Here is a 26,291-nt window from a genome sequence, read left to right on the forward strand (position 1 = left end):
TCAAAATTGATATATAACGAATTACTCATTGCACAACGCTACTTCACGAACTAGGGCAAGGAAGGCTTTCAAACCAGCAGATTGATTGCGTCTTCCTGAATAATATAAACAGAGACCAGACATACAAGGCATCCAATCGTCCAAAACAGAAATAAGTTGACCTGACTCAATTTCAGCACGAACATCCTGTTCCATAAAGTATCCTAAGCCAATGTTCTCTAATACTGTAGCTCTTGATAAGCTTGCTTCATCAAGGGTAATCGGTCCTTGCACATCAATTTGAATAATTTCTCCATTTTTTTCAAACTTCCAGCTAAATAGTGCACCATCAGGAAGACGTACTCGAATACATTTATGTCTAAAAAGATCTGTTGGTATTTTTGGCTTTCCGTAACGCTCCAAATACTCAGGTGAACCAACAACAACATATCTTTGAAGTTTACCAAGAGACACTGCAATCATGTCACTTGGAACAAGATGGGCAACTCGAATACCTAAATCAAAACCATCAGCAATAATGTCAACAAGTTTACCCTCAGTCACCAAATCAATATTCATTTCTGGATAACGTCGAAGAAATTCGATAATCACAGGAGAAATAATTTCTCTCGCTGCAAATGCGGCCGCATTGATTCTTAATGTACCTGAGGGTATTTCTCTCTGCGAACGTACAATATCTAAGGCACTATGAATATCCTGAAGAGCAGGCCCGACTTGTTCTACAAAAAGTCTGCCTGCTTCTGTCAATGAGACACTACGTGTTGTCCGATTAAACAGACGTACACCCAAATTTTCCTCTAATTTACTAATTGCATGACTTAAAGCTGTTGTAGATATCCCAAGTTCAATCGCAGCGCCACGAAAAGTTCCTCGCTTAGCGATTGCCATTACTGCTTTTAGATCATTTAAATTTGCTCGTTCCATTATCCTGATTTATTCAACTAAACATCCCATTTTATACGGATTGTTAGAACAATCGTCAAATTATAAAATTTAAAACATCAATTTAGATCATTGAAAAAGAGCGACTCATGAAAGATATACCAGAAGTTGTTAGCGCATACTTTGATGCTGATCAAGCGAACGACTTAGATGCTTTAAACCAAATTTTTTCTGACTCTGCCATTGTTGAAGACGATGGCAGTCTATACAGAGGAATTGTGGAAATTCGTACATGGTTGCTGGCAATGAAAGAAAAATACCAGTACTCACTTGAAATTATTGAGGTTTCTAATACTAACCATATCAGCACGGTTTTAACACAAGGGAGTGGCAACTTTCCAAATAGCCCTGTGAAACTTACGTTCCAGTTCACACTTGAAAATGGCAAAGTTGTTAAATTGAGGATTTATTAATGGAAGATTTTATTACTTTAAAAGGAAAACGTGCCTTAATCACTGCGGGCACAAAAGGTACTGGCGCTGCCACAGTTCAATTATTCCATGAACTCGGCGCAACAGTACTAACTACTGCTAGAACTCAACCAGATTATTTACCGAATAATGCACATTTTGTTTCTGCTGATCTCACAACTCGAGAAGGTTGTGAAGCTATCGTCCAAGCAGTACAAGAGATATTAGGTGGTGTGGACATAATTATACACATGCTTGGTGGTTCATCTGCACCAGCAGGTGGATTCGCAGCATTAACCGATGAAGAGTGGTATAAAGAACTTCACCTAAATCTGATGCCTGCAATACGTATTGATCGTCAACTAATTCCCAATATGATTCAGCAAGGCCAAGGTGTTGTAATCCACGTTACGTCAATACAACGTTCACTTCCATTACCAGAAGCTACGACAGCTTATGCTGCTGCAAAAGCAGCGCTAGCGACTTATAGTAAAAGCCTGTCAAAAGAAATATCTCCCAAAGGTATTCGAGTTATTCAAGTCTCTCCAGGATGGATTGAAACAGAGGCATCTATTGCTCTTGCAGAGCGACTGGCTTTACAAGCTGGTACAGATTACGAGGGTGGTAAAAAGATAGTTATGGATTCAATCGGAGGAATTCCTATTGGACGACCAGCTAAACCTGATGAAATAGCAAATCTTATCGCCTTTTTGGCATCATCCCGTGCGTCTGCAATTACAGGTACTGAATATGTGATTGATGGTGGGACGATTCCTACAATTTAATAGTCATATTGAATCACACCTATACTGTATTTTCTCTTCACTTGAGCAGTTTTAAATTACAGGTAAAAAAAAAGCCCTCGTCATTAACAAGGGCTTTTTAAGAATTTGGCGGAAGCGGTGTCAGTCAAATTAAAGAAGCAACCATATGATTTATAAAGAATTATATATTAAAATTTAATTTTTTACTGCAATTTTTACTGCAATGGATTTCTTTCTAACGATCGTACATTTATCGAGCTTCTTGCTGTAACAGCACCATTTTCGAGGATATCCCATACTCTCCGTCATGGCAAACTATCACAGAACTTAACGACTCTTTGTACAATCTCTGGAATGATACGATCAATGACTTCATTCTTAAACTTGTGTTGAGAGTGTGGTCTAGAAATTACAATTTCTCGAAGCTCTTTTAAGGTAAGAACAGAACTAGGAAAGTGGATCATCGAACGCTTTCCGCTTAACTCCAACACTTCCCGCCCAAAATTTAATGCCATATCGATACAATCAACGCACATTGGAGCAGGGTTGGAATCGAAATTCATCTCTTCGATTGAAAATAGATAAGCTGTTTTAACCTCAAATATCCATGAATTTTTCTTTGAAGGCCTCACACAATCATATTTATCCCTAGAACAACAAGGACAGAACCAATCCTCTTCATATCTGGTCCAATACTTCCCTCGTGTAGCAACTAGATGAGCCAGCTCATTGTTTGAAGGCTTCTTTTTAACTATAGGGTTATCTTTTAACCGCCATGAACTGTTCGCACCTTTAAATGGTACTGGATTATAAAGCAGCCTCTCCGGCTCATATCTATCAAATTGGTGTAATCCATGACGTTCAAAATGCCACTTAGCAAGTCGTTCAATTTGCTTAGCAGTTCTTTCTGATGGTTGATACCAATCTTGATTTTCAGCCGCAATTTTTGCGAATTTTTCAGCAAACTCCATTCTCATTTCAAAAATGGGTTTAGCCCTTTCCCACACTTGTTGCGCAAGTAGCGGGTCAATTTCATGTTCTTGATTTGGTGTGGGTTTGACGAACTCTGCGATCTCACGTGGCGAGAAAGAAAAATACTTGTGCGCTTTTACTATCTTTTTTCCATTGGCATCTGCTTTATTACAATCAAAGTAGACAATCTTTTTGTTATAAGCAGCAGATAAAGAGAGTGCAACCTTGATAGTAAATTTTCAGAAAGTTCATCAGCTATGATGTGATTTTCTTGAAGCGAATACTTTTCATAAAGTGCATTCCCCCCAAATTTCATCTGATTATAGCGCTCATGTAATTAGCAGGTCAGATAGATATTTTTTAACCTTACTATTTCTACCCTAACCCATTTACAGCATGGAGAAGACCAATTCATTGAGAGTCCTTATTTTATATGTTGAGATTTCTTTTCTAACGTAATAATGTTCAAAACCATGATACCCACTTGTCTACTATTTTTTTTATTTATATATGATAAATTTCTCTCTACCTCTGCTTCAGCACCAGTAATGGCATAAAAATTTACACTTCACAGTACTTTCCTTTAGACAATAAACATTATTCCACTGAAAAACTCCATTTACAGCTGGTAAATTTAATAAATTAATACTTAACGGATCGATTTATATAATATTCACAAAAATCGATCCATATTTCTTCAATATATTTCTAGCATTTTAATAAAATTATTTATTAAAAATACTTCAAGTCACATTGGGAATACAGATATCACTCTGTCCATCTAAATCAAACAATCGATTTATTTGTCCACTTTCCAACTGACCTACTAAAAAGGCATCGACTATCTCTGCTAAATATTCACGCTCTCGTGGAACTGCCATCGCTTGCTTAATTTGAGTAAAACTATCATTCAACACCCTAAAGCCTGAATAAGTATTGCTAGTTCTAAACAAAGGCTGGCGTATACCCGCTGCTGCATTGACATTTCCTTCTACAAAATAGTTAATTGCACTTTCAGATGTATCAGTTCGAATTAATTCCGCATGCTCTAAAGTTCTACTGAGGAATAAATCATAAGCAGCGCCTTTACCCACACTAATTTTAATACCTGCCCTATCTAAATCAGATACTGTATTAAAATTTGAATCTTTTTTTACCAAATAGGTTCCTTCAATAATTACGTATGGTCGCGAAAACGCAATTTTTTCAGCTCTTTTAGGCTCATTAGCTAGAAAAGCTAAATCCCATAGATTTTCCTCCAAACTTTCAAAAACTTTTCCTGCTGCATTAAATGGAATCAATGTATATGGCAAACTCACATATTCAGCAAATAATTTAGCTAATTCAACGGATACACCGCTTAGTTTATCTTGACCATCTTTCCTTGCTAGAACAGGATTACCTAAATTAATTGCAATTCTTAATATCCCGGTTGGAGCTATCAATAATTTATTAAATTTTTCCATGAGAGGCTCTTGAGTCATTTCTATATCCTGTACTTAAAATGAAAAAGAATTTAGAGAATTAGGAATATGTACATACCCATCCATAATAACTCTCGCGCTTCGGCTCATAATTGCCTTTTCTACGATCCATTGATCATTAATAAATTGTGTCTGCGCCCCAACATTTACAGTCCCAGCAGTGTGACCTATTTGAACTTGTCTATTTCCAATTTCTCCCACAATTTTATTAACTAAAGTTCCTTTTAAACATGCAGCGACTGCAACAGCGATAGCCCCCGTTCCAGTAATTGCATGGTGCAGCTTACCCATTGAAATGATTCGTGCAATTACATCAATTTGATCTTTAACAACTAACTTTCCTCCAGCAGCTTTATAGTCAGCAGGTTCTGCAACTAAACATAGCTTAGGAGTATGGGGGCGAAGTCTAGTTGCTTCTTCAGGAGTTTTCGCTAGGCCCATTACCACTGTGCAATTTGCTCTGATTGTCTCCATTAGGTTCAATAGTTTTAAATTATTATTGATATCAGACTGTGTTTCAGTCCCATCAAGCCCTAACTGCTTTGCATTAATGAAAATTGTGGGATTACCCGCATTTAATAAAGTGACTTCAACTTCTTTAAACTCTGGAATATCAACAAAATCTATTACATTTCCAGTTGGTAGAATTCCTTCATCTGTACCACCTGGTTGGAGAAATTCAAGAACTACTTCTGCCCCAGGAAAAGTGACTCCATCTAGAACAAAATCACCTTCTTCTTGAACTTCTCCATCTTTCACAGGCACATAGGCAATAATCTGCTTTTGTATATTTTCCTGCCAAATTCGTACAGTAGCCACTCCATCTCTAGGAGCATTAACTAAACCATTTCGTATAGCAAAAGGTCCGACAGCAGAACTGAGATTGCCACAATTTCCAGACCAATCAACCACTGGATCCTCGATAGCTGGAGCACCAAACAAATAATCTACGTCACAATCCTTTCTAGTAGATTTTTTAATTATGACTACTTTACTTGTACTGGAGGTTGCGCCTCCCATACCATCAATTTGTTTTCCATACGGATCTGGACTGCCAACAACTCTAAGTATGAATGCATCTCGCTCAGGTCCCTGCGGTGGAACATCTTCATCTAGAAAAAAAACGCCTTTACTACTACCACCACGCATATAGATGGCAGGAATTCTCTTCTGTGTCATGATTAATTACTCAATTTTGTAAATTTCTGATTTGCAAGTATTTCATTCAACAATTGCGGCAATAGTCCACCTTGACGAAAGAATTTCACATCTTCATATGTATCAAGACGACTGGTTACCTCTATAGAAATTATTGAGTTGTCTTCCCTCTGAATAACTAAATTTAATTTATCTTGTGGTTTAAAATGATCAGTAATACCTTCAACTGAAAATGTTTCATAACCTGTAAGATTAAGAGTTTCTCTTGTTACTCCTTCAGGGAACTGAAGTGGTAAAATTCCTAAACCAGCTAGATTAGTTCGATGGATACGTTCAAAACTTTCAGCAACTACAACACGAACACCTAGTAATCTTGGACCTTTAGCTGCCCAATCTCGAGAGGAACCGCTACCATACTCTTTACCTGCAATAACAATCAGTGGTTGATTTCGATTAGCGTATACACGTGCGGCTTCAAAAATAGTAGTTTCAGTTTTTTCAGGTAAAAGCATTGTCCAAGGACCTTCTCGGCCGTCTTGCATTAACTCATTTTTTAAACGAGGGCTAGCAAATGTTGCTCTCTGTGCAGCCTCATGATTTCCTCGTCTAGTTCCATAAGAGTTGAACTCAGCTTTTTCAATCCCTAAGCTTTTTAAATAAATGCCAGCATCGCTATCTGGTAAAATTGCACCCGATGGAGAAATATGATCTGTTGTGATGTTATCCGATAACATTACTAAGGCACGCATACCTTTTAAATCCTTTTCAGGATTAATGGCAGCCAAATCATCATTCCAATATGGCGGTTTTCTGATATAAGTACTTTCCGCTTCCCATTGGTATTGAGCTGAAGTAGAAGCCCGAACATCAGACAAGATCAAGCCAGCTTCACGAGGAACATTTTTATATGCTTGATCAAATAAATCAGCCGATAATGCACTACGCTCAATAGCATCTAGCTCATCGTCAGAAGGCCATAATTCATCGAGATAAACTGGTTTTCCGTCTTGATCGACCCCCAATGAATCTGTCTCAGGATTAATTAAATAGCTTCCTGCTATTGCATACGCAACAATTAATGGAGGTGACATAATGAAAACTTCTCGAGCTAGAGGATGGACCCTGCCTTCAAAATTACGATTACCAGACGTTACTGCTACAGTTTCAAGCTTCTTATCACGAATTTCATCTTCAATTTCTGGTGAAAGTAATGGACCAGACATACCATTACAAGTTGTACATCCAAAACCAACCACGTTAAAACCTAATTTATCTAAATCTTTATTTAGACCAACTCGCTCTAGATAGTCTGAAACCACTTTAGAACCAGGAGCAAATGAGGTTTTAACCCAAGGAGCACGTTTTAGATTTCTTTTATGAGCATTTCTAGCAATTAGTGCTGCTGCGATAACGGCTCTCGGATTAGATGTATTTGTACAACTAGTAATTGCAGCTAAAACGATAGAACCATTTCCTAAATTTTCAGATGGCTTATTACTTATCTGCTGTTTGTTTTTCAAAATAATTCTTTGGTGAGGTTGCTTTGGACCCGATATTGATCGTGAAACTTCACCTAAATCTAAGCTAACTGTATAGTCATACTCAACATTATTAAGCATTGAATGCCATAATCCTTGTTGCTTTGCGTATTCTTCAGTTAATTGTGCAATGTGACCACCACGCCCGCTCAATTCTAAATATTCAATTGTTCGGTCATCTATTGCAAACATAGCCGAAGTTGCACCAAATTCAGGTGCCATATTTGAAATCGTGCCTCGATCTGCTAGAGAAAGCTGAGCAACGCCTGGTCCATAAAATTCTAAAATTTTACCAATTACACCAACTTTCCTTAACATTTCGGTCAATGCCAATGCGATATCTGTAGCAATATAACCTTGGGGTGGCTTACCCTCTAACTTAACGCCAACCACTTGTGGAATTCTCATTTTTAATGATTTTCCAAGCATAGCAGCTTCGGCTTCAATTCCACCAACTCCCCATCCTAATACGCCAATTGCATTAATCATTGTCGTATGACTATCAGTACCTACTAATGTATCTGGGAACGCCCACAACTCTTTATTGATTTTTTTTGTACCAATAACTGTTGTTAAGCGTTCAAGATTAATCTGATGTAAAATTCCATTTCCAGAGGGAATAATTGAAAGATTATCAAAAGCTTTATTACACCAATCTAAAAATGCGAATCTCTCACTATTCCTTTTAAATTCAATTTTTTCGTTTTGAGATAATGCCTCCGCAGTTCCCCAATGTTCAACATTTAACGAGTGATCTACAACCAAATGGGTTGGGGTCATTGGATTCACTGATTTAGGATTACCACCTTTTTCAGCTACCGCATCTCTTAAACCTGCAAGATCTACAAGCGCAGGAGTTCCTAATAAATCTTGTAAAACAACTCGAGCTGGTCTAAATGAAATATCGCTATCCTTCGTCCTTAATAAAATAGCTTCTAAGGCCACCATAGGAGATTCTTCTGTTCTCAATATATTTTCAGCCATAATTCGATGGCTCAGTGGTAATTTTTCATAATTTCCACCGATACTTTTAACAGCACTTTCAATATCAATAATTTTGTATTCGATATCACAAATTTTAATTTTTTTTGACCAACTTATACTCATATCAGGCTCCTTAATAATAACAAATTATTGCTCTTTTTTTTAAAAAAATACAATACATATTTTTTCAACAAAATAATTACTCTTTATTTTTCAATAAAATGCATTTAAAACAATAATCAAATAAATAAAACAGTTTTTAAAATTGTATTTTTTTATAAAAAAGTTCAATATTAGCAAGTGTAATTTTTAAGCTGAGGATTGCAACCATGCTCACTCTTTTAGGTGTAAGCATGATTATTTGCTTTATGTATTTGATCATGTCAAAAAAATTAAGTGCTTTAGTTGCTCTTACCCTCATTCCATTTATTTTTTCAATTATTGCTTGGCTATTAGGTTTTCATTTCGAAAGCTTAAGTCATATTGAATTAATAAAGCTTGGTGAAATGATGCTTGAGGGTATTAAGAAGGTAGCGCCGATAGGAATTATGCTGCTTTTTGCCATTATGTATTTTGCGTTAATGATTGATTCAGGCCTATTTGATCCTTTCGTTAATTGGATCGTGCAATGTGTAAAAGGTGATCCTGTAAGAATTGCTATTGGTACAGTTATTTTAACAATGCTTATTTCCCTAGATGGTGATGGTTCTACTACTTATATGATTTGTGTAACCGCAATGCTTCCACTTTATAAGCGCATTGGTATGAATCCTCTTATCATGACTGCACTAATGATTCTAGCTAATGGGACAATGAATATAGTACCTTGGGGAGGACCAACAGCTCGTGTTGCGAGTGCATTAAATATAGATCCAAGACATATTTTTGTTCCTATGTTACCTGCTTTAGTCATTGCGTGCTTATGGTTGATTTTTATTGCCTATTTATATGGAAAATTTGAAAAGAAGCGTCTTGGGATAATTCATGAAATTAATATTAAAAGAAACTTTAATATTTCGATTTCCAAACATCCAGATGCACATCGACCAGATTTAAGAAAGTTCAATGCAGCATTAACCTTTATTTTGATGGTTTGCCTAATCATAGGCATATTACCAATGCCTATTTTATTTATGCTTGGTTTTTGCTTGGCATTAGCTGTAAATTATCCTTGTCTAGAAAAGCAAAAGCAACGTATCGCAATACATGCAAATACTGCTCTAAGTGTAGTTGGTGTAATTTTCGCAGCAGGTGTCTTTACAGGAATTCTAACTGGCACAGGCATGGTAGACGCGATGTCTCATGAATTTACAGCAATAATTCCACCAGTGATGGGGCCATATATGGCACCTATAACTGCTCTAATTAGTATTCCTCTTACTTTTTTTATGTCAAATGACGCATTTTATTATGGAGTCGTACCAATTTTGTCAGAAGCTGCATCTAACTATGGCATTACACCATTTGAAATTGCTAGAGCATCTTTAATTGGCCAACCAGTTCATGTTTTATCGCCATTAGTTCCTTCAACTTATTTATTGTGTGGACTAGCAAGTGTTGAGTTTAACGAACATCAAAAATTCACAATCTGGTGGGCAATTTTGACATGTCTAATTTTTTTAATTACAGCCCTTTTATTTGGAATATTTCCACTACTTAAAATTTAACTTACTAAATATCTTAGGACGAGTATTTTTTAAATAGGGCTAACGTAAATACATAGACAATAGTATTATATTCACTTAATTTTTCTATTGGGCAAAATTTTTAATATATCTATGAACTTAACTCCTTTACAAAACAAAGCGGTGAAAGATATTGTTTATTTTGTACGCCAAAACCAACTGCAACCCGGTCAACATTTAACCGAACTAGAACTTAGCAAAGTACTACATATCTCCCGTACTCCTATTAAATTTGCTTTGCAATATTTGGCTAGTAAAGGAATGTTTATTCACGATAAAAATAGAGGTTTCTTTTTAGCCGAGTCTGATAATTATTATGCTGATCTCGCAAATGAAATTGATAAGTCTGTAGATGACCCGCTCTACATTGAAATTGCAAGACGTCGATTAAGAAAAGAATTACCTGATAAATTTACTGAAACTGATTTTATTCGTCTATTTAATACTTCTCGGAGTACATTAAAAAATGTATTAATCCGAATTCAGCAAGAAGGTTGGATTGAACAATGTGCTGGACAAGGTTGGTGTTTTTTACCTCTTATTGATTCAGTACAAGCTTATGAAGAAAGTTATGCGTACCGAGCGATAACTGAACCAGCTGGCATACTAATGCCAACATTTATGATCGATTACGAAGTATTAGAATTATGCAAGCAAAAACAATTATTTATTATTGATGGAAATTATCTAACAATGACACCATCAGAGTTATTTGAAAATAATGCTCAATTTCATGAAATGCTTGCTGAATTTTCAGGCAATCGATTTCATTATCAAAATATTAAAAGAATTAATCAATTACGTCGTTTAGTTGAATATCATCAGGTAATCGATCGTCATCCAAGAAAAGCGCAAGCAGAAGAACACTTACAAATTATTCAATACTTAGAAAAAGGTGATCGACTTAAAGCTGCAGATATACTGAGACAACATCTTGAGCAAGCTCGACGTGTAAAAATAAATGAAAAAAACTTTAATAATAAATAACTTAATTTAAAACTCTCCCAAAGAATATAAAATGGCTTATATGTTGCCTTTTATATATTTAAGGCTTATTCAAAGTATGTATTCCACTCTCTTCTGAACATGATAAGGCGGTCGATCACAGGAGCCTTTAATGGATAAAAACCTCCAATATATAAATACGTAGCCTAATAAATAGGCTCTATTTACTCGCTCTTTTACCTCTGTAATCTATCTAGATTTAATATCATTATTCGTAAATATTGAATTATGAAAACGCATTAAGCACCTTTTTCAAGTTAATTAAGTGACATATCGTTTTGTTATAGATTAGAGAAAGGCTTTTTGAATGACCGATTATATTAGAAATATTGTTAATAACCAGACTGTAAATCCACCAATGACGCTGATTCGTGGTGCAACCATCTTAAGCATGGATGAGAATGTAGGCAACATTGAACACGGCGATATTCTTATCACAGGATCTACCATTACTGCCGTCGGTCAGGATCTGAATGCACAAAATGCTCACATCATAGACGCAAAAAACATGATTGTGATGCCAGGAATGGTTGATTCTCATCGTCACTCATGGGAAGGGCAACTACGCCGCATCAATCCTAATGCCACATGTTTGGATGACTACAGCAATGCTACACACTTCTCTTTTGCCAAATACTATCGTCCTGTCGATATCTATGTTGGTAATCTGCTGACAGCTCTTGGAGCTATTGATGCGGGAATAACAACAATCATCGATAATTCTCATAACAGCCGTACCGCTGCACATTCGGACGCTGCTGTAGAGGCCTTATTTGACTCTGGCATTCGTGCCATCCATGCCTCTGGTGCACCTGTATCAGGAGAATGGGATAGAGCACACTGGCCTGGGAACTGGCAGCGCCTTCAAGAAAAGTATTTTACAAACACCCCTGACAGTCTTGTTTCTCTTGGTGTTATGGCCCAACTGGAACCAGAATTGTGGGCTGAGGCCCGTAGACTCGGGCTACCAATCGTGACTGAGTTCTTTGGTGCCGAGATGGCTTCTGAACTTGAATCATTGCATCAGCAAGGTCTTCTTGGCCCTGACAATATTTTCAATCATTGTACGGCGCTCCCCGATGAAGGATGGAGGATCCTACGTGAAGCTGGGGTTCGGGTGAATGTATGCCCGCGCTCTGATGCACATTATGGCATCGAAGATGGTATGTTTGCCATTGAGGCTGCTCAGCGCCATGGTATCAACCCTGGTCTAAGCGTGGATAATGAAACGTCTTATAGTACCGATATGTTTATGGAAATGCGCGTTGCATTTTATCTACAGCGGGTGATGGGTATGCACAAGCAACAGAACTGTTGTGATTCCTCACATTCACTAACAACGCTTCCAGCAGCAAATCTCCTTAAAGCAGCTACCGTTGATGGTGCTAGCTGTGCTGGACTGCAGGATAAAGTTGGTAGCCTAACACCAGGCAAACAGGCCGACTTGATCCTAATCAATGCTGGTGACATCAACCTTTACCCATCTGGGAATGCCTTTGGTACGGTTGTACATGCTACAGAACGCAGCAACATTGATACCGTTATGATCGGCGGACGTATCGTCAAGCAGAACGGTAAAGTTCTAGGTGTCGATAGCAAGCTCCTTCATGCAGCGATTGATGAATCGCGTCAGCATCTGTTTGCTGCCGCTGGGTATGAACCTGACATTTTTGCAGAAAAGTTCCTCCCATTGGAGCAGACAAACTAACGGGTATGAAACGTATGAATATGATTTATTACGTAATTGCTTTTGCCGCAGGTCTCGGTATCACCTTGCAAACAACCCTAAATAGCCAACTGGCCCGAGGACTTGGAGGTGATTCGGTAACTGCAGCTTTATTTTCCTTCTCTGCTGGGGCTTTCAGCCTTGGAATTTACTCACTGCTGCGTGGTGGATTATTCACCTCGCTTGCAGCCATTCCTTCTCAACCTCTGTGGAGTCTAGCAGGTGGACTGATCGGTGCATGCGCTCTATTCAGCTATGTAGTACTCGCACCGAAAATCGGTTTTTCGGCCTTACTGGGACTCGCAATTGTTGGACAATTACTTTCATCACAGATGATTGACCATTTTGGTCTGCTGGGCGCCGTAAGAAGACCAGTTTCATTAATCAAACTGGGTGGAATGCTGGTCATGTTGGCTGGTTTAGTTGTCATGCTTTTCGGTGATCGACTGTCTGAGCGCTTCCTTCACTAACAAAATAAAATACTAAGCGCCGATCATTACGGACGTTTGCCTCAGTGCAGATGCCCGTAATCATTTATTTAAGCGCAATGCTTATTTTTATCTCTGGAGAAATAACATGTTTTCAGTTGCAGCAGATGTGAGAAATTTGCTGGGAGAGTGTCCCCTGTGGTGTGAAAGAACACGCAGAATATACTGGACAGATATTGAGGGTAGTGAATTGCTTGCATTAGAAGAAGGCAATGATATCGTAATGAGATGGTCTCTGCCTGAAAGACTAGGATCATTTGCCCTTACCGAAAATGCTGATGTACTGTTAATGGGAATGGCATCTGGACTCAGGTTTTATGATCTGAGCACCTGTAGTTTTACCTCCATAGTGGTATCACCGGGTAGAGTAGGTACCCGTATAGGAGATGGTCGATGCGATCGCTCTGGTAATTTTGTCTTTGGAACCATGGATGACGGTTATCCAGTTAAGGCTATCGGTAAATTTCACAGGCTGAATGCAGCGACACTGACAATAGAGACGCTTCCCCTGCCTGAAGTCGCTATACCGAATAGCATCTGCTTCAGTCCAGATGGAAGCACAATGTATTACTGTGACTCGATGCAAGGTCGTATTTTCTGCTGTGATTATCCTTCTCTAAAAAATCAACGTACATTTGTCGAAATAGAAGGTAAAGGTGCACCTGATGGCTCATGCGTGGATGCAAGGGGTTATTTATGGAATGCTGAATGGGGAGGAAATCGTATTGTACGTTATAACCCAGACGGAATAACAGACTGCATTATACCCTCTCCTGGTATTCAGAGCACTTGCCCGACACTAGCAGGTGAGGAATTCACTATGCTTTATTGCACTACTGCCAGTGTTGGTATCTCTGCACTATCAAAGTATGATGGAGCATTGTTAAGAGCAGAATCAAAAGTATTCGCTGGTTTACCAGAAAACCGTTTCGCTACTGCAGTAATTTAATTCGTTCACTACTCAGAAAGACGAATATATTTGCCGAATAAACTTTTGAGGAGCTAGATTCACCACCCTAGCTCTTTTTTATTTGGTATCAGAACAGCAATAATGGATCTAACGTATATGCTCTGGTTTATAGTTCCAAGCTTATTTCTGGTGATGTGAGTAGAGAACTTAATACAATATTTGGCCTAATCTTTTCCTGGGCCATGATTAAATTTGGTTCCTTTCCCGATAGCATAAAACTGGCCACCAGCCACGTAATGTATTGTTCGTAATTCATCAGGTGCTTCATCAAAAATCCAGTGGCCATTACGGAAAACACGGTCATCACTCCATGCGCCAACAATTTCTCCCATAAAAAGATTGTGTTGCTTCTCATAGTCAACATTTGATATTACCTTACACACTAACCAGCCAGCGCACCCTTCCACTAAAGGTATATCAAATCCTTCCTGATAAAATGCCGCTATTTTATTATTCTTTTCATGATTATCTTTATAACTATGTTCGCCAGCATATAGAACTGTTTCCATTTGACTTACAACAGGAATTTGAACGGCAAATAATCCACTTTTTTCAATTAACTCACGGGTGTATGCCTGAGGCCCTATAAAAGCCATCACTTTATTACTTCCAACAAGGCCAACCCAAGCTGCAGCCATGACATTCCATTTACTATTGTGTTTCGCGGAAATCATAGTAGTAGGCCCAACCTGTAATAAACGATAGGCCTTTCTCAACTCAACAGTCTGTACCGACATTTGATTTTCTCCTATCCATAAAAATGTGTGTGCCGTTCATGAACGGCACACACAATCTTACTTTTGTATCCAAAAGACTTTATCAAATAATAATCATGCTAATACAGCTTTATAACTTTCAGCCTGTACCGCAATTTCTTGATCGGTAATAGTTACACTTCCACCAGTAATAAAAGGCTTAATATATTGCATACCTAAATATTGAGCGATGGTTTCAAAAGACAGTAAGTATTCTCCTACAGTATGTCCAGCAGCACCATCAGGTTGATAAGCCGATTCTGGACCACCGAGTGAAACAGCTAGCATAAGTTTTTTATTGAGTAACGCCTGCTTTTCGCCACCATGTGACCAGCCGAATGTTAAAACGTCATCAAGCCATTGTTTAAGTAATGGTGGAGTGCTGTACCACTGCATTGGGAACTGAAGTACGATACGATCAGTACTTTCGAGTTCTGCTTGTTCAGCGGTTACATCAATTTTACCTTCAGGATATAAGTCATAAAGATAACGTACATTAACATTTGACAAAGATTCAACATTTTTAGCTAATGCTGAATTTATACGAGATTGATTAATATTAGGGTGAACAACTATTAAAGTAGTTTTCATTTCGGTCTCTATTTTATTTAAAAGAATGTTTCGTCAATATCAAGTTTAGATAATGCTTCATTGATATCGCTTAATTCATTTGGATTAAGTTGAATGTTGGTGGCTTGGAAGTTTTCTTCCAGACGATGTAATTTTGTCGTGCCAGGGATAGGTACAATATATGGCTTCTGAGCCAGTTCCCATGCAAGAACAACCTGCGCTGACGTAGCATTTTTTCTTTCAGCAATTTCAGCAATTAAATCTAGAAGTGCTTGGTTATTTTCAACAACTTCTGGTTTAAAACGACCCATCATGCCTCTGTAATCACCTTCCCCATATTGAGTATTTTTGGTTACCTGACCACTCAAAAATCCATTACCCAGCGGACTGTAAGCCATAAAACCAATATCTAGTTCATCGCAAACTTCAAACAGATCCTGTTCAGGTTTACGCCACATCATTGAATATTGATCTTCAATAGCTGTAACTGGACACACAGCATGAGCACGCCTTATATAGGAGGCTGATGCATTTGATAACCCCCAGTATTTTATTTTCCCTTCGGATATCAAATCCTTCATTAAGCCCGCTACCACTTCTGGCTCGACGTTAGGATCAATACGATGTTGATAAAATAGGTCAATATGATCTGTCTGCAATCGTTTCAGAGAACCCTCTAATTGTTCTCTAACAGAGTCTGGATGACTGTCTAATACTGGAATTAACTGTCCATTAATATTTTCCATTCCAGTCACGCCAAATTTAGTAGCAATGACGACGTTATCCCTGTGTTTTTTAAGTGCAATACCTAACAACTCTTCGTTTTCAAAGCCATAAATAGGGGCTGTATCGAAAAGGCTGCAGCCCAGTTCAATAGCCTTGTCTATAAGCTTAGTCCTTTCATTTATTTCAACTGAATAGCCATACCCATGGTCCATACCCATGCAACCCAGTCCCATTTCAGATACTCGAAGGCCCTGACTACCTAGGCTTCTCATTTTCATGATCAATTCTTACCCTTCTTTAATCATTACTGATTTTGACGAGTTAAGTATACGACTGGATTTATTGCTAAAAAATTGCTAAATTAGCAAATTAGAATTGCTAAAAACACAACTATCATGAACAAGCTTGAGGCGCTTAAATTTTTTGTTACGGCTGCTGAAACACTTAATTTTCGGGAAACAGCGGTCAAGCTTGCAATTTCTCCCTCTGTAGTTACACGTACCATTTCTGAGCTCGAAAATCAGCTCGGTGAACCACTATTTAAGCGAAATACTAGATCAATTTTACTTACAAGTTTTGGAGAGCTTTTTTTACCCAGAGCTAAGCGTCTTCTGGAAGACTCAGAAACATTATTTCAGACGCCTAAAGATAATAATGATATGAAAGGGATTGTGAGAATTACGCTGTTTCGTTTTCCCGGCCATGAACAGGTTTTATATAAGTTGTTGACAGCCCTTCATCCTTATCCTGAGCTGTTTATAGATTGGCGATTAGATATGTTGAAACTAGATACAGTTCAACATCGTATTGATATCGGTATTCGTATCGAACGTGAACCTAATCCAAATTTTATAATAAAACCCATTGCTATGGTAAAGCATGCCCTACTAGCTTCACCCGATTTAGTTGAAAAATTAGGTGCACCGATAGACTTTGAAGATCTGCGTCAACGCTATCCTTTCAGTGGCTTGCTTAATCCAGAAACTGGTAAGGTTTTTGAATTTATGCTTGATGGGGTGAATACTTTCATTCCTCGCCATTTAGAATTCTTTACTACCGATTCTCAGGCTGAAATTCAGGCGGCATTAGCGGGTAAGGCTGTGATCCAGTCCAGCAATTTAGCTTGTAAGGAATACCTTAAGAATGGAAGATTAGTAGAAGTTCTGCCCGAATTGAAACTTGAGACTTGGCAACTTTATCTTTATCGTCCCTACCAAACACTTATACCTAAGCGTATAAAAAAAACCTTTGATATTCTTGAAGATATTTTACTCGAACATTTTAAATAAAACCTTATTAGAATAAAATTAACATTTCCTTTAAAGATCATCAATTAGCCCCACCAGTACTTTATAAATGCTGTATCTTTCACACTTATGAGTACTGGTCACCATTTGAATCACCCTATTGGCTAAAAATAAAATAAAGGGAACGAATCATTATTGGGAAATCCTCATCTGAAAAATGAGATTTCCACCATTTCTAAGTTTGAAAATCCACTCTAAAATTTTTAAAACTAAAAATTATAGCTTTACAACAACTCTGCCTCTTATTTTTCCATCTAAAATTTCATTTGAAAAATTTAAAGCATCGCTTAGCTGAATCTCTGTCGTTACTGTTTCCAATTTCGTTTTATCTAATTCTAAGGTTTGCAATCACACAATTCAAAATTCTGGTTTAATCACTGTGTGGGCCCATACACCAAGGCAAGACAATGAGCAATCCACACGGATGTGTCACCCTATATCTGGTGATCCAACAGATATAAAGAAAATGAAACCAGAAGAAAACGCTATCTGTTATTTACACGACTGGAAACCATAAAAACTCTTTACTTAACTTCATGTTCACATGGAGTCACAACATAAATCTCGGAATAACATTTGTTCGAATGGCATAAGCTAAAAGAAATTCTACGGAATGATGCTCTTTTAATTAACAATGTTTTTTCGCAATTAAGTCCTTAGTATAAGAGAGCCGCAAATAGGTACTCTATTGATTGGATTCATGATTTAAAATAAATGATGTCATACTTAATGATCCCATCGTATTAGATGCATTAAACAACGCCATTTGATCTTTTTCCTCTTGTAGCGCCAAACTATACAACATCGGATAGTAATGATCAGGTGTAGGTATTGCTAATTGCATCGCCAGCCCTTGTTTATCCCAGTCAATCAAAGCATTATGATTATGATTCAACCAATAACTTTGTACTTTTTTATCGGCTTCTATAGCCCAATCATAGCCATAATGCGGGTCATCCATTTTATCCCAAGCAATTTTTCGTAAGTTATGCACAATATTGCCACTAGAAACAATCAACACACCTTTTCTACGAAGTACTGCCAACTCTTTTCCTAAAGCATAGTGATAGCTTGCATCTTTTGAATAATCTATGCTGAGTTGTACAACAGGGATATTAGCTTCAGGGAACATATGAACAAAAACACTCCATGTACCGTGATCTAACCCCCACTGATGATCCTCTTGGACTTGTGTCATATTAATTGCAGCTATACTTGCCTCAACCAAAGCTTTATTCCCCGAAGCAGGATACTGCATTTGAAATAACTGATCAGGAAATCCACCAAAATCGTGAATTGTTGGTGGTAACTCCATTGCAGTAACGGCAGTTGAACCTTGAGTCAACCAATGTGCTGAAATACACAAAATCGCTGTAGGCTGAGCGACTTCTCGACCTACTTTATTCCATGCTTGTGTGAATTCATTATCTTGAATCGCATTCATTGGGGAACCATGACCAACAAAGATCACAGGCATAACAGGCGTATTGGGTAATGCTTTACTCCACGCTGATAAATCTTTCAAATTTTTCATATTTCACCTATTAATAAAAAATCCGATTTAAATTAACTATTTATGTAATGATTTCTTTACTTCAGGAATAATCTTAGTTCCATATATTTCAATGGCACGCATCATGTCTAAATGACTTCGTGCAGCACCTGTATCTAAATGTGCTGCAAAGCGCGATAAACCGAATGTTTCAATGATCTCTAAGATTTTATCTTGGGTGGACGAAACATCACCAACTACTAAATGGCCTTGCTTTGAGCGCCCTTGAGCATAGCGTTGTGGGGTGTATCTTGGCCAACCACGACCTTTACCAATACGATCGATTTGAGCTGCATAGTTTGGATAATGTATTTGCATTAAATCTTTTTCATCATCAACAAAAAATGAATGCATGTGTACACCCATTTGGAATGCACTCATATCGTGACCATATGCTTGATAGCTTTGTCGATAATAATCAAATAACGGCTTATATTCTTTATAGTTACCCCCAATGATCGCAAACATTACAGGTAAACCTAATTTAGCTGCACGGTCAATAGATTCTGGTGTTCCACCTACAGCAATCCAAACAGGTAATTGATCTTGTTGCGGTCTTGGGAAAATAGATTGCTGTTTCAAGCTTGGGCGAAATTTTCCATTCCAAGTTATCGGATTTTGTTGATTTAGCTTAATCAATAAATCTAATTTTTCTTCAAATAATTCGTTGTAATTTTCTAATTCATACCCAAACAATGGAAAAGATTCAATAAATGAACCACGACCTGCCATGACTTCTATTCGGCCATCAGAAAGTTGGTCAATCATTGAAAAATCTTGGAATAATTTAACAGGATCACTTGAACTAAGTACAGAAACTGCACTACCTAAAATAATATTTTTAGTTTGTATACTTGCCGCAGCCAAAATAATTTCAGGTGCAGATACTGCATAATCATCACGATGATGTTCACCTAAACCAAAATAATCTAGACCGACTTCATCCATCAATTTGATTTCTTCGATCATTTCTTTAAGGCGCTCTTTAGGTGCCTGCATTTTTTGCTCTTCTACGCTGAATCGTAAATCTCCAAACATGGTAATCCCGAACTGCATACAAAGATTCCTTACGTAAATATCATCAGTCTAGTATGTTCTTTTTAAATAGACACGTAAGCACAAATAAACATACGTAGCGTTGCAAAAATTACACTTAACAAATATCTATAGAAAAAATTCTCACGACTAACAACTTTTAGCAGCATGAACTTTACTAAAAATAAAATGCGTATTTCTATTTTTATGATTACTAGCGTTAATGCAAATCGATTTATTCATCAATATATAAACTATTTTACTCCCACCTCAAACCGAGGATTATCAAAACCTCTTAACATCAGTTGAACGTATATGCCTCCTAATTTAAATCTACTACTTTGTATTGTCTTCAACCTGCTTAATTAAAAAGTAACTAAACTGTTTTTATTATTCAGCAAAAACGAATAATCTAAAATTATAAAGATGGTACTGGGATAAAGGTATGAGATTGGATCGTATTCAGGCAATGCAAATTTTTGTTCGAGTGGCAGAAGCTGAAAGCTTTATCCACGCCGCAGAAGCACTTTCCCTACCTGCCTCAACAGTCACTAGCACAGTTAAAAATCTTGAAAAGTATTTACAAGTCCGTCTATTAAACAGGACAACGAGACGGGTTAGCCTGACTCCAGAAGGTGCAGAATATCTCATCCAGTGCAGAGATATACTCGACCTAATTGAACATACTGAGTCCAACCTAACTAAGGCCATCAAACAGCCGCAGGGTCGATTAAGAGTTGATATGCCCGCAGGTATTGCTCATTCGGTGATCATGCCAAATCTGAAAGATTTTCAGCACCGTTATCCAGATATTTACCTCATGATAGGCGTCAGTGATAGACAAGTAGATCTTATTAAGGAGGGTGTGGATTGTGTGATCCGCATGGGAAATTTAGAAAACTCCACACTGGTTGCCCGCCCTCTTGGTGAGTTCCGCTGGGTAACATGTGCTTCAGCAGCATATTTAAAAGAAAATGGAATTCCAAAAACTCCCTATGATTTAGAACATCACCGTGCTGTTCATTATTTTTCAGGGAACAATAGACACGCAGGTGAAATGCGCTTTGTACAAAATGGAGAGAAAAAAACTGTACAAATGAGTGGGACTACCGCTGTTAATGAAACTGAGCTTTATATAAAAATGTGCCTTGAAGGATACGGAATCGCTCAACTTGCTGAAAGACTTGTGGAAGAACACTTAAAAGAAAAAAGACTAATTGCCGTATTACAAGACTGGTGCCCGCCGCCTGTTGCTGTGACTTTACTTTATCCGCATCAGCGTTTTCTTTCACCGGCAATACGTGTATTTTCAGAGTGGATGGCCGAAATTATTAACAATAAATGATCTGATTTATTGTTAATAATTTCTTCTGTTTTCTTAAAATAATGACGTTTAGATGCAGAATTGCTCCCCAGCTTATAAAGCTAGAGAGCAGAATTAATTAGTAGGTTTATTACTAATAGAAATTAAATTCACTTGTTGTTATTTAAGATAAGATTTGTATTGATCCAAGATGATACATCAGTAACTGGAATAGCATGCTGATGGTTAAATGTACGCCCCTTATCCCATGCAACCCCGCGCCCTTGAGCAAAAACTGCACGATATTTATTCATCATATCGTTTGGATCACGTTCTAATTTATCCATCAAATACTGCTCACTCCATTCTAAGCGTCTAAAGGGACGGCCAAGTTCAGCCTGCAGTTTGTCAGCAACATCACTGTAAGTAACCGTATCACCAGCGATATACACGATTTCATTACATATACGTGGTTTGAAGAAAACAATTTCGGCAGTTAACATCCCGATATCATCAGGCGTTGTAAGCGTCATCGTGTTGTCAAGACTCCCCAAAGCGTGAACAGTATCGTTTTGCAAGTCAACGACACCAAAGTCTGGTTCAAACAGATAACTCATAAATATACCAGTCGAAATGATAACCCACTCTGTCTCATGCTGACTGCGTAATAATTCACGTACATCTATCTGTGCATCAAAAATGTCTTGAGGACTACCACGACCGATCTCATCAAAATCAGCCCCAAACTGCCATGGGAAATATCTTGGGATTCTTGCCTGCAAAGCAGCTCGCGCCAACTTTATTGGTGTATCGATTCCTGCTGCATAGCCTGCGCAACCGATTACCGTATCATATTGAGCAAATATTTCTGCCAGCTTATCAATAGAACTCTTAACAAGGTCTCCTTCAATGATATCAATTCCGAGATTTCTAATCTCGGTGATAAGATTTCGCTTGTCTGGTTCGTTAGACTCAATGGCACTTGCACGCAATAAAACGCTGATTTTAGCATCACCCTCATCCCTTGCACGGAGCGCAAGGCTGCGTAATACAGGAAAACCCAGTTCGCCAGCACCGAGTACAAGAATATTTTTAGATGTAATATTGGTATCTGCTTTATTCATAAACAGGCCTCTTAAGAAATGAATTGCTGTACTCTAGCAATTCAAGAGTGAGCATAAAAGAAGGTACATACGTGATACTGCTGGGAGCAAAATGAATGGATCAAGATGAAATACTCCAATATTCACAGACCGTTTGTAATGGCTTGAGAGACGATGATGATGGATTACGACGAGAGGTTCTTGTGCATGCAGGAAGCCGTTGGTCTCTTGGTGTTATCAACACGCTGGGCGTGTATGGGAGACTGCGCCATGCTGAAATCGGCAGACGTATGCATGGCGTTACTCAGCGTATGTTGACACGGACTTTACGGCAACTTGAGCGTGATGGCTTAGTACTCCGACATGATTACGCAGAAATGCCACCCAGAGTCGAGTACGAATTGTCTGACACAGGCATGGAGTTACTCGTTCGTATGATCCCGCTCTGGACCTGGATTGTAGAAAATGCAGATCGTTTTCGTGAAGCTAGGCAGAATTTCGATAAATTACATCAGGACTTACACTCATAGCTTCTCCTTTTTCGGAATGGATGGCAGAGCTAATGATTCATAGCCCTGCTACCAACATAAGCCCACCAATAAGTGATATATGTTCTAATGCAATATGAAATTCAGCGGTTCGCTTAGGTTCATTAAATTTCCAGAAAGCATGGCCAAACGGAATAGTTAAAAGAGTGAAAATAATTAAACCACTAGCACCAACCCATCCATAGCCCAGAGGATTAAAAATAACCAAGGCTGACTCAATAAGATGATAAAGTATTGTAACTACTGAAAATAACTTAGGATTTGGACGTTTAACTTCGATCATTTCTTTTTCAATTTCATTAAAGTTGAAAAGCCCGTAAGTACCGATCATCCAAAAGAAAAAAGTCGCGGCCCTAGTCGTCCCAAAGACAAGTCAAAAGAAATCGTAATTCTTACAGCAGCTCGAAAATTATTTCTCGAAATTGGTTTAGACGTTACAACTGATGCAATTGCATTAGACGCAGGAGTAGCGAAATCGACAATCTATTCTTATTTTTCAGATAAAGAGTGCTTGTTAGAAGGTGTCATTCGATTAGAGTCTTACCTCACTATAAGTGATGAACAATTTGAAAAAAGCTTCGGTTTGCCTTTGTATGACGTTCTTAAATCCTTTGGATTGAGATATGTTAAGTTTATCAATAATAGAGAAATTTTAAGGTGGGGTCGCCTTATTGCATCTGCTGCAATCAAAACCCCAAACTTACCTGAACGTTTTTTTGCAGCAGGACCTGGTCGTGGACAATATATGCTGATCGCTCTATTATCCCAAGCGATAGCCAAAGAACCTCAAGTTGCAGCAGACAATTTAACTGGATTATGGCTAGGGTTCACAAATCTAGAAGTAAAATTAGGGGTTAGACCTGCACTATCAGCGCAAGAAATCGAAAATAGAGTCGAACATGGCATTAATGTATTTATGGCTTTTTATGCCAATAAAAATCAGATTAACTAATTATCAATAAAGAATTTTTAACTTCTGGTTTCTAGTGAAGAAAAATATTTTGTAGGTGATTGCCCCAGTGCTTTTTTGAACATGGTGATAAAAGCATTCACTGAATCATAGCCAAGATTCCCAGCAACATTCTGAACGGAATTCCCTTCAGCTAACTGAGCTAATGCAATCATTAAATGAAGCTGCTGCCTCCATTTTCCAAAACTCAACCCCGTAGATTTTTCTATTAGTCTTGCTAGTGATCTCTCACTTATTGCAAGTTGATTTGACCATTGTTTCAAAGTCATTCGATTGCTTGGATCAGATATAAGTGTATCTACCATAGATTTTATTTTCGGATGACCTGAAATCGGTAAATGTAACTCTTGAATTGAGGCTTTTGAGAGTTGCTCTAAGAGTACAGTAACAATACGTGCAGTTGCCCCATCTGATGGGTATGATGGCTCTTGTTCGGCCAAATAAAGGATTAACTCTCGAACCAATGGTGTAATAGCAACAGTACAACATTCGTCAGGCATTAAAGCCGCATCTGGATCAATGAATAAAAAATATGTTTGAGCATTTTCAGTAGCACGACAGCTATGTGATATGCCACTGGGTATCCATACAGCATGCTGCGGAGGGACTAGCCATAATGCATTAGCTACTTCGCATGTAACTGCCCCCTGTAAAGACAAAATTAATTGCCCCTTTCTGTGATTATGTTGTTTTGGCTCAATGGGTTTTAGCCGCGGAGCTAATTGTAAGGCAATCGCTGTTTGCTCAAAGACATCTGAATCAAACTCTTCATTAGAGCTTACCACTATCTTATTTTTTGGCATATTTTAGATATATCTTGTCTATACATTTGTATTATGCCAAAAATATATCTCATAAAATGCATTTCTTTGCATTTCCTTTTTAATTTATGAGTAGTCTAAAACAATCGCTTAACCCTAAAGCCATCTTCCTTATTCTCGGTATCCTTCTTATTGCATTAAACCTGCGATTGCCTTTTACGGGTATTGCTCCTGTATTACCTTGGATTCAAAAAGAATTTAATTTAAGTACAACTGCAATAGGTTTTCTTACCTCTTTACCACTCATTGCCTTTGCCATATTCTCTCCGTTAAGTGCACCTATAGCTAAAAAATTTGGTATTGAACGAACTCTATTTGCTGCACTCATGACGATAGCATTTGGAATTCTTATCCGCTCAGGACAAAGTGCATGGATGACTTTCTCTGGAACATTACTAATCGGTATTGGGATCGCACTAGGTAATGTTTTATTACCAGGCTTAATCAAACGAAATTTCCATTCACGTGCTGCATCATTAACGGGTGCTTACTCTATTACGATGGGTGCAGGTGGAGCAATCGCATCAGCTAGTGTTATTCCACTTACAGTAGCTTGGGGGTGGCATATTGCTTTGTCCATATTTGTAATAGCACCTGTTCTAGCACTTTTGGTGTGGATTCCTCAATTAAAAAATCATGAAACGATTAATGTATCTAAAAACAACCCACATTCAAGTAGCGCCGTATGGAAATCTCCACTTGCTTGGCAGGTCACTCTTTTTATGGGTTTAAATGCAATGCCTTTTTACATCGCTGTAGGTTGGTTACCAACAATTCTAATGAACAAAGGGTTATCAGCCGCTGAAGCAGGTTCAATGCATGGTTCTCTTCAATTAGCCACAGCAATTCCCGGTTTGATTTTAGCAGCAACATTACGTCGTATGAATGATCAGCGCTTAGCTGCGGTTGTAGTCAGTTTACTATCTTCTATAGCATTTGCTGGTTTTGCATTTGCTCCAAAATTTACATTATTTTGGTCTCTAATACTTGGTTTTGGCTGTGGTGCTAGCATGATGTTAGGTCTAACTTTTATCGTATTACGAACCAACACGACTGAAGATGCAGCAGTACTTTCCGGCATGTCTCAATGTATTGGATATTTAATGGCAGCATCAGGGCCATTAATATTTGGTAAGCTTTTTGATTTATTTAGTGACTGGACAGTACCTTTACTCATGACTTCAATAATCGCCGTATTGGGAGCTTTTAGTGGAATCATGGCTGGAAGAAACAAACATATTGAGCACAAGAGCAAGTTAAATTAGAAGGCGAATCAAAATTAAAGAGGCCGATGCCTCTTTATTTCTATCAGACTAAGAATCAATCATGGAGAATTCTTGCCAAGAAGTGCCTTTAACCAAATGATGACGACTATATAACAAGTAATAAAGAATAAATCCGACATAAATAAGCGTAGCTATCAACGAAACTTATGGGCTAACCATTAGACATCCATTTACAGCAGCAAGAATCAA

25 protein-coding genes and 3 pseudogenes are annotated in these 26,291 nt (G+C 37.9%); 13 read left to right on the plus strand and 15 right to left on the minus strand.

The window, feature by feature from the left end:
- Window positions 1-21 precede the first annotated feature (21 nt).
- On the minus strand, window positions 22-924 hold the full coding sequence (locus F886_RS16695; RefSeq protein ID WP_005307728.1) for a LysR family transcriptional regulator: 903 nt from the start codon (window positions 922-924) through the stop codon (window positions 22-24).
- 107 nt (window positions 925-1,031) lie between these two features.
- On the opposite strand from F886_RS16695, the gene F886_RS16700 reads away from it, so the two are divergent.
- Window positions 1,032-1,355: a nuclear transport factor 2 family protein gene (locus F886_RS16700; protein WP_005307732.1), complete on the plus strand. Its 324-nt coding sequence runs from the start codon at window positions 1,032-1,034 to the stop codon at window positions 1,353-1,355.
- On the plus strand, window positions 1,355-2,137 hold the full coding sequence (locus F886_RS16705) for an SDR family oxidoreductase (protein WP_005307735.1): 783 nt from the start codon (window positions 1,355-1,357) through the stop codon (window positions 2,135-2,137). Before F886_RS16700 ends, F886_RS16705 begins: the two co-directional genes overlap by 1 nt.
- 284 nt (window positions 2,138-2,421) lie before the next feature.
- Here F886_RS16705 and F886_RS20045 read toward each other — a convergent pair whose 3' ends face one another.
- From F886_RS20045 to F886_RS16725, 4 genes are all read right to left on the minus strand, one after another.
- A complete protein-coding gene (locus tag F886_RS20045; protein ID WP_051080045.1) occupies window positions 2,422-3,087 on the minus strand; it encodes a hypothetical protein in 666 nt (221 codons plus the stop codon).
- A 744-nt stretch (window positions 3,088-3,831) separates the two neighbouring features.
- Entirely contained in the window at window positions 3,832-4,572 is a 741-nt protein-coding gene (locus tag F886_RS16715) for a transporter substrate-binding domain-containing protein (protein WP_005307742.1), read from the minus strand.
- 15 nt (window positions 4,573-4,587) lie between these two features.
- A complete protein-coding gene (gene prpF / locus F886_RS16720; protein ID WP_005307745.1) occupies window positions 4,588-5,751 on the minus strand; it encodes a 2-methylaconitate cis-trans isomerase PrpF in 1,164 nt (387 codons plus the stop codon).
- 2 nt (window positions 5,752-5,753) lie between these two features.
- Entirely contained in the window at window positions 5,754-8,375 is a 2,622-nt protein-coding gene (locus F886_RS16725; protein WP_005307748.1) for an aconitate hydratase, read from the minus strand.
- A gap of 206 nt (window positions 8,376-8,581) precedes the next feature.
- On the opposite strand from F886_RS16725, the gene F886_RS16730 reads away from it, so the two are divergent.
- The 5 genes from F886_RS16730 to F886_RS16750 all read left to right on the plus strand — a co-directional run bounded on the left by F886_RS16730 (window position 8,582) and on the right by F886_RS16750 (window position 14,105).
- Entirely contained in the window at window positions 8,582-9,919 is a 1,338-nt protein-coding gene (locus tag F886_RS16730; protein ID WP_005307751.1) for a CitMHS family transporter, read from the plus strand.
- Between the two features lie 111 nt (window positions 9,920-10,030).
- Complete coding sequence (locus tag F886_RS16735) at window positions 10,031-10,924, plus strand: GntR family transcriptional regulator (protein WP_005307754.1); 894 nt, start codon at window positions 10,031-10,033, stop codon at window positions 10,922-10,924.
- A 325-nt stretch (window positions 10,925-11,249) separates the two neighbouring features.
- Window positions 11,250-12,650, plus strand: a complete 1,401-nt coding sequence (locus tag F886_RS16740; RefSeq protein WP_005307758.1) for an amidohydrolase family protein — start codon at window positions 11,250-11,252, stop codon at window positions 12,648-12,650.
- A gap of 14 nt (window positions 12,651-12,664) precedes the next feature.
- Window positions 12,665-13,138, plus strand: coding sequence for a DMT family transporter (locus F886_RS16745; RefSeq protein WP_034591368.1), 474 nt, complete (start codon window positions 12,665-12,667; stop codon window positions 13,136-13,138).
- A 106-nt stretch (window positions 13,139-13,244) separates the two neighbouring features.
- Window positions 13,245-14,105: an SMP-30/gluconolactonase/LRE family protein gene (locus F886_RS16750; protein WP_005307763.1), complete on the plus strand. Its 861-nt coding sequence runs from the start codon at window positions 13,245-13,247 to the stop codon at window positions 14,103-14,105.
- Between the two features lie 185 nt (window positions 14,106-14,290).
- On the opposite strand, the gene F886_RS16755 is transcribed toward F886_RS16750, so the two are convergent.
- From F886_RS16755 to F886_RS16765, 3 genes are all read right to left on the minus strand, one after another.
- On the minus strand, window positions 14,291-14,863 hold the full coding sequence (locus F886_RS16755; protein WP_005307766.1) for a flavin reductase family protein: 573 nt from the start codon (window positions 14,861-14,863) through the stop codon (window positions 14,291-14,293).
- A 93-nt stretch (window positions 14,864-14,956) separates the two neighbouring features.
- Window positions 14,957-15,472, minus strand: a complete 516-nt coding sequence (locus F886_RS16760; RefSeq protein ID WP_005307769.1) for an NAD(P)H-dependent oxidoreductase — start codon at window positions 15,470-15,472, stop codon at window positions 14,957-14,959.
- A 17-nt stretch (window positions 15,473-15,489) separates the two neighbouring features.
- Window positions 15,490-16,455, minus strand: coding sequence for an aldo/keto reductase (locus F886_RS16765; RefSeq protein ID WP_005307772.1), 966 nt, complete (start codon window positions 16,453-16,455; stop codon window positions 15,490-15,492).
- Between the two features lie 117 nt (window positions 16,456-16,572).
- Between F886_RS16765 and F886_RS16770 the strand changes: the two genes are divergently transcribed.
- Window positions 16,573-17,466: a LysR family transcriptional regulator gene (locus F886_RS16770; RefSeq protein ID WP_005307775.1), complete on the plus strand. Its 894-nt coding sequence runs from the start codon at window positions 16,573-16,575 to the stop codon at window positions 17,464-17,466.
- Window positions 17,467-17,700: 234 nt separating this feature from the next.
- Here F886_RS16770 and F886_RS20050 read toward each other — a convergent pair.
- The 3 genes and pseudogenes from F886_RS20050 to F886_RS16780 form a co-directional block, all read right to left on the minus strand.
- Window positions 17,701-17,820 (minus strand): annotated as a pseudogene (locus tag F886_RS20050) (oxidoreductase); the annotation flags it as partial.
- A gap of 349 nt (window positions 17,821-18,169) precedes the next feature.
- A complete protein-coding gene (gene ygiD, locus F886_RS16775; RefSeq protein WP_005307778.1) occupies window positions 18,170-19,018 on the minus strand; it encodes a 4,5-DOPA-extradiol-dioxygenase in 849 nt (282 codons plus the stop codon).
- Between the two features lie 36 nt (window positions 19,019-19,054).
- Window positions 19,055-20,092, minus strand: a complete 1,038-nt coding sequence (locus F886_RS16780; protein WP_005307781.1) for an LLM class flavin-dependent oxidoreductase — start codon at window positions 20,090-20,092, stop codon at window positions 19,055-19,057.
- A 424-nt stretch (window positions 20,093-20,516) separates the two neighbouring features.
- On the opposite strand from F886_RS16780, the gene F886_RS16785 reads away from it, so the two are divergent.
- Window positions 20,517-21,416 carry a LysR family transcriptional regulator gene (locus F886_RS16785; RefSeq protein WP_005307784.1) on the plus strand — a complete coding sequence of 300 codons (900 nt, stop codon included), beginning with the start codon at window positions 20,517-20,519 and terminating at the stop codon, window positions 21,414-21,416.
- 128 nt (window positions 21,417-21,544) lie between these two features.
- On the opposite strand, the gene F886_RS16790 is transcribed toward F886_RS16785, so the two are convergent.
- A complete protein-coding gene (locus F886_RS16790) occupies window positions 21,545-22,498 on the minus strand; it encodes an aromatic alcohol reductase (RefSeq protein WP_005307787.1) in 954 nt (317 codons plus the stop codon).
- Between the two features lie 182 nt (window positions 22,499-22,680).
- On the opposite strand from F886_RS16790, the gene F886_RS16795 reads away from it, so the two are divergent.
- Window positions 22,681-23,007, plus strand: a complete 327-nt coding sequence (locus tag F886_RS16795; protein ID WP_228129974.1) for a winged helix-turn-helix transcriptional regulator — start codon at window positions 22,681-22,683, stop codon at window positions 23,005-23,007.
- A 37-nt stretch (window positions 23,008-23,044) separates the two neighbouring features.
- Here the strand turns inward: F886_RS16795 and F886_RS16800 are convergent, their stop codons facing one another.
- On the minus strand, window positions 23,045-23,308 hold the full coding sequence (locus F886_RS16800) for a hypothetical protein (protein ID WP_245349784.1): 264 nt from the start codon (window positions 23,306-23,308) through the stop codon (window positions 23,045-23,047).
- 105 nt (window positions 23,309-23,413) lie between these two features.
- Between F886_RS16800 and F886_RS20660 the strand changes: the two are divergent.
- Together F886_RS20660 and F886_RS16805 are read left to right on the plus strand one after the other, a co-directional pair.
- Window positions 23,414-23,533: pseudogene (locus F886_RS20660) on the plus strand (TetR/AcrR family transcriptional regulator); the annotation flags it as partial.
- Window positions 23,534-23,536: 3 nt separating this feature from the next.
- Window positions 23,537-23,977, plus strand: coding sequence for a TetR/AcrR family transcriptional regulator C-terminal domain-containing protein (locus F886_RS16805; protein WP_005307796.1), 441 nt, complete (start codon window positions 23,537-23,539; stop codon window positions 23,975-23,977).
- 17 nt (window positions 23,978-23,994) lie between these two features.
- Here the strand turns inward: F886_RS16805 and F886_RS16810 are convergent, their stop codons facing one another.
- Window positions 23,995-24,798, minus strand: a complete 804-nt coding sequence (locus F886_RS16810) for an AraC family transcriptional regulator (RefSeq protein WP_005307799.1) — start codon at window positions 24,796-24,798, stop codon at window positions 23,995-23,997.
- Between the two features lie 86 nt (window positions 24,799-24,884).
- Between F886_RS16810 and F886_RS16815 the strand changes: the two genes are divergently transcribed.
- Window positions 24,885-26,081 (plus strand): MFS transporter, encoded by a 1,197-nt coding sequence (locus tag F886_RS16815; protein WP_005307811.1) that lies wholly within the window; start codon window positions 24,885-24,887, stop codon window positions 26,079-26,081.
- A 48-nt stretch (window positions 26,082-26,129) separates the two neighbouring features.
- Here the strand turns inward: F886_RS16815 and F886_RS20170 are convergent.
- Window positions 26,130-26,291, minus strand: a pseudogene (locus tag F886_RS20170) (ethanolamine permease); the annotation flags it as partial.

The sequence above is a fragment of the Acinetobacter sp. NIPH 542 genome (assembly GCF_000369825.1).
GTDB lineage: Bacteria > Pseudomonadota > Gammaproteobacteria > Pseudomonadales > Moraxellaceae > Acinetobacter > Acinetobacter oleivorans.

Bases quoted from the DNA above. Each gene is read 5' to 3' on its own strand.
- F886_RS16695 (WP_005307728.1), bottom strand. From the start codon at position 924: ATGGAACGAGCAAATTTAAATGATCTAAAAGCAGTAATGGCAATCGCT.
- F886_RS16700 (WP_005307732.1), top strand. From the start codon at position 1,032: ATGAAAGATATACCAGAAGTTGTTAGCGCATACTTTGATGCTGATCAA.
- F886_RS16705 (WP_005307735.1), top strand. From the start codon at position 1,355: ATGGAAGATTTTATTACTTTAAAAGGAAAACGTGCCTTAATCACTGCG.
- F886_RS20045 (WP_051080045.1), bottom strand. From the start codon at position 3,087: ATGGAGTTTGCTGAAAAATTCGCAAAAATTGCGGCTGAAAATCAAGAT.
- F886_RS16715 (WP_005307742.1), bottom strand. From the start codon at position 4,572: ATGACTCAAGAGCCTCTCATGGAAAAATTTAATAAATTATTGATAGCT.
- prpF (WP_005307745.1), bottom strand. From the start codon at position 5,751: ATGACACAGAAGAGAATTCCTGCCATCTATATGCGTGGTGGTAGTAGT.
- F886_RS16725 (WP_005307748.1), bottom strand. From the start codon at position 8,375: ATGAGTATAAGTTGGTCAAAAAAAATTAAAATTTGTGATATCGAATAC.
- F886_RS16730 (WP_005307751.1), top strand. From the start codon at position 8,582: ATGCTCACTCTTTTAGGTGTAAGCATGATTATTTGCTTTATGTATTTG.
- F886_RS16735 (WP_005307754.1), top strand. From the start codon at position 10,031: ATGAACTTAACTCCTTTACAAAACAAAGCGGTGAAAGATATTGTTTAT.
- F886_RS16740 (WP_005307758.1), top strand. From the start codon at position 11,250: ATGACCGATTATATTAGAAATATTGTTAATAACCAGACTGTAAATCCA.
- F886_RS16745 (WP_034591368.1), top strand. From the start codon at position 12,665: ATGAATATGATTTATTACGTAATTGCTTTTGCCGCAGGTCTCGGTATC.
- F886_RS16750 (WP_005307763.1), top strand. From the start codon at position 13,245: ATGTTTTCAGTTGCAGCAGATGTGAGAAATTTGCTGGGAGAGTGTCCC.
- F886_RS16755 (WP_005307766.1), bottom strand. From the start codon at position 14,863: ATGTCGGTACAGACTGTTGAGTTGAGAAAGGCCTATCGTTTATTACAG.
- F886_RS16760 (WP_005307769.1), bottom strand. From the start codon at position 15,472: ATGAAAACTACTTTAATAGTTGTTCACCCTAATATTAATCAATCTCGT.
- F886_RS16765 (WP_005307772.1), bottom strand. From the start codon at position 16,455: ATGAAAATGAGAAGCCTAGGTAGTCAGGGCCTTCGAGTATCTGAAATG.
- F886_RS16770 (WP_005307775.1), top strand. From the start codon at position 16,573: ATGAACAAGCTTGAGGCGCTTAAATTTTTTGTTACGGCTGCTGAAACA.
- ygiD (WP_005307778.1), bottom strand. From the start codon at position 19,018: ATGAAAAATTTGAAAGATTTATCAGCGTGGAGTAAAGCATTACCCAAT.
- F886_RS16780 (WP_005307781.1), bottom strand. From the start codon at position 20,092: ATGCAGTTCGGGATTACCATGTTTGGAGATTTACGATTCAGCGTAGAA.
- F886_RS16785 (WP_005307784.1), top strand. From the start codon at position 20,517: ATGAGATTGGATCGTATTCAGGCAATGCAAATTTTTGTTCGAGTGGCA.
- F886_RS16790 (WP_005307787.1), bottom strand. From the start codon at position 22,498: ATGAATAAAGCAGATACCAATATTACATCTAAAAATATTCTTGTACTC.
- F886_RS16800 (WP_245349784.1), bottom strand. From the start codon at position 23,308: ATGATCGAAGTTAAACGTCCAAATCCTAAGTTATTTTCAGTAGTTACA.
- F886_RS16810 (WP_005307799.1), bottom strand. From the start codon at position 24,798: ATGCCAAAAAATAAGATAGTGGTAAGCTCTAATGAAGAGTTTGATTCA.
- F886_RS16815 (WP_005307811.1), top strand. From the start codon at position 24,885: ATGAGTAGTCTAAAACAATCGCTTAACCCTAAAGCCATCTTCCTTATT.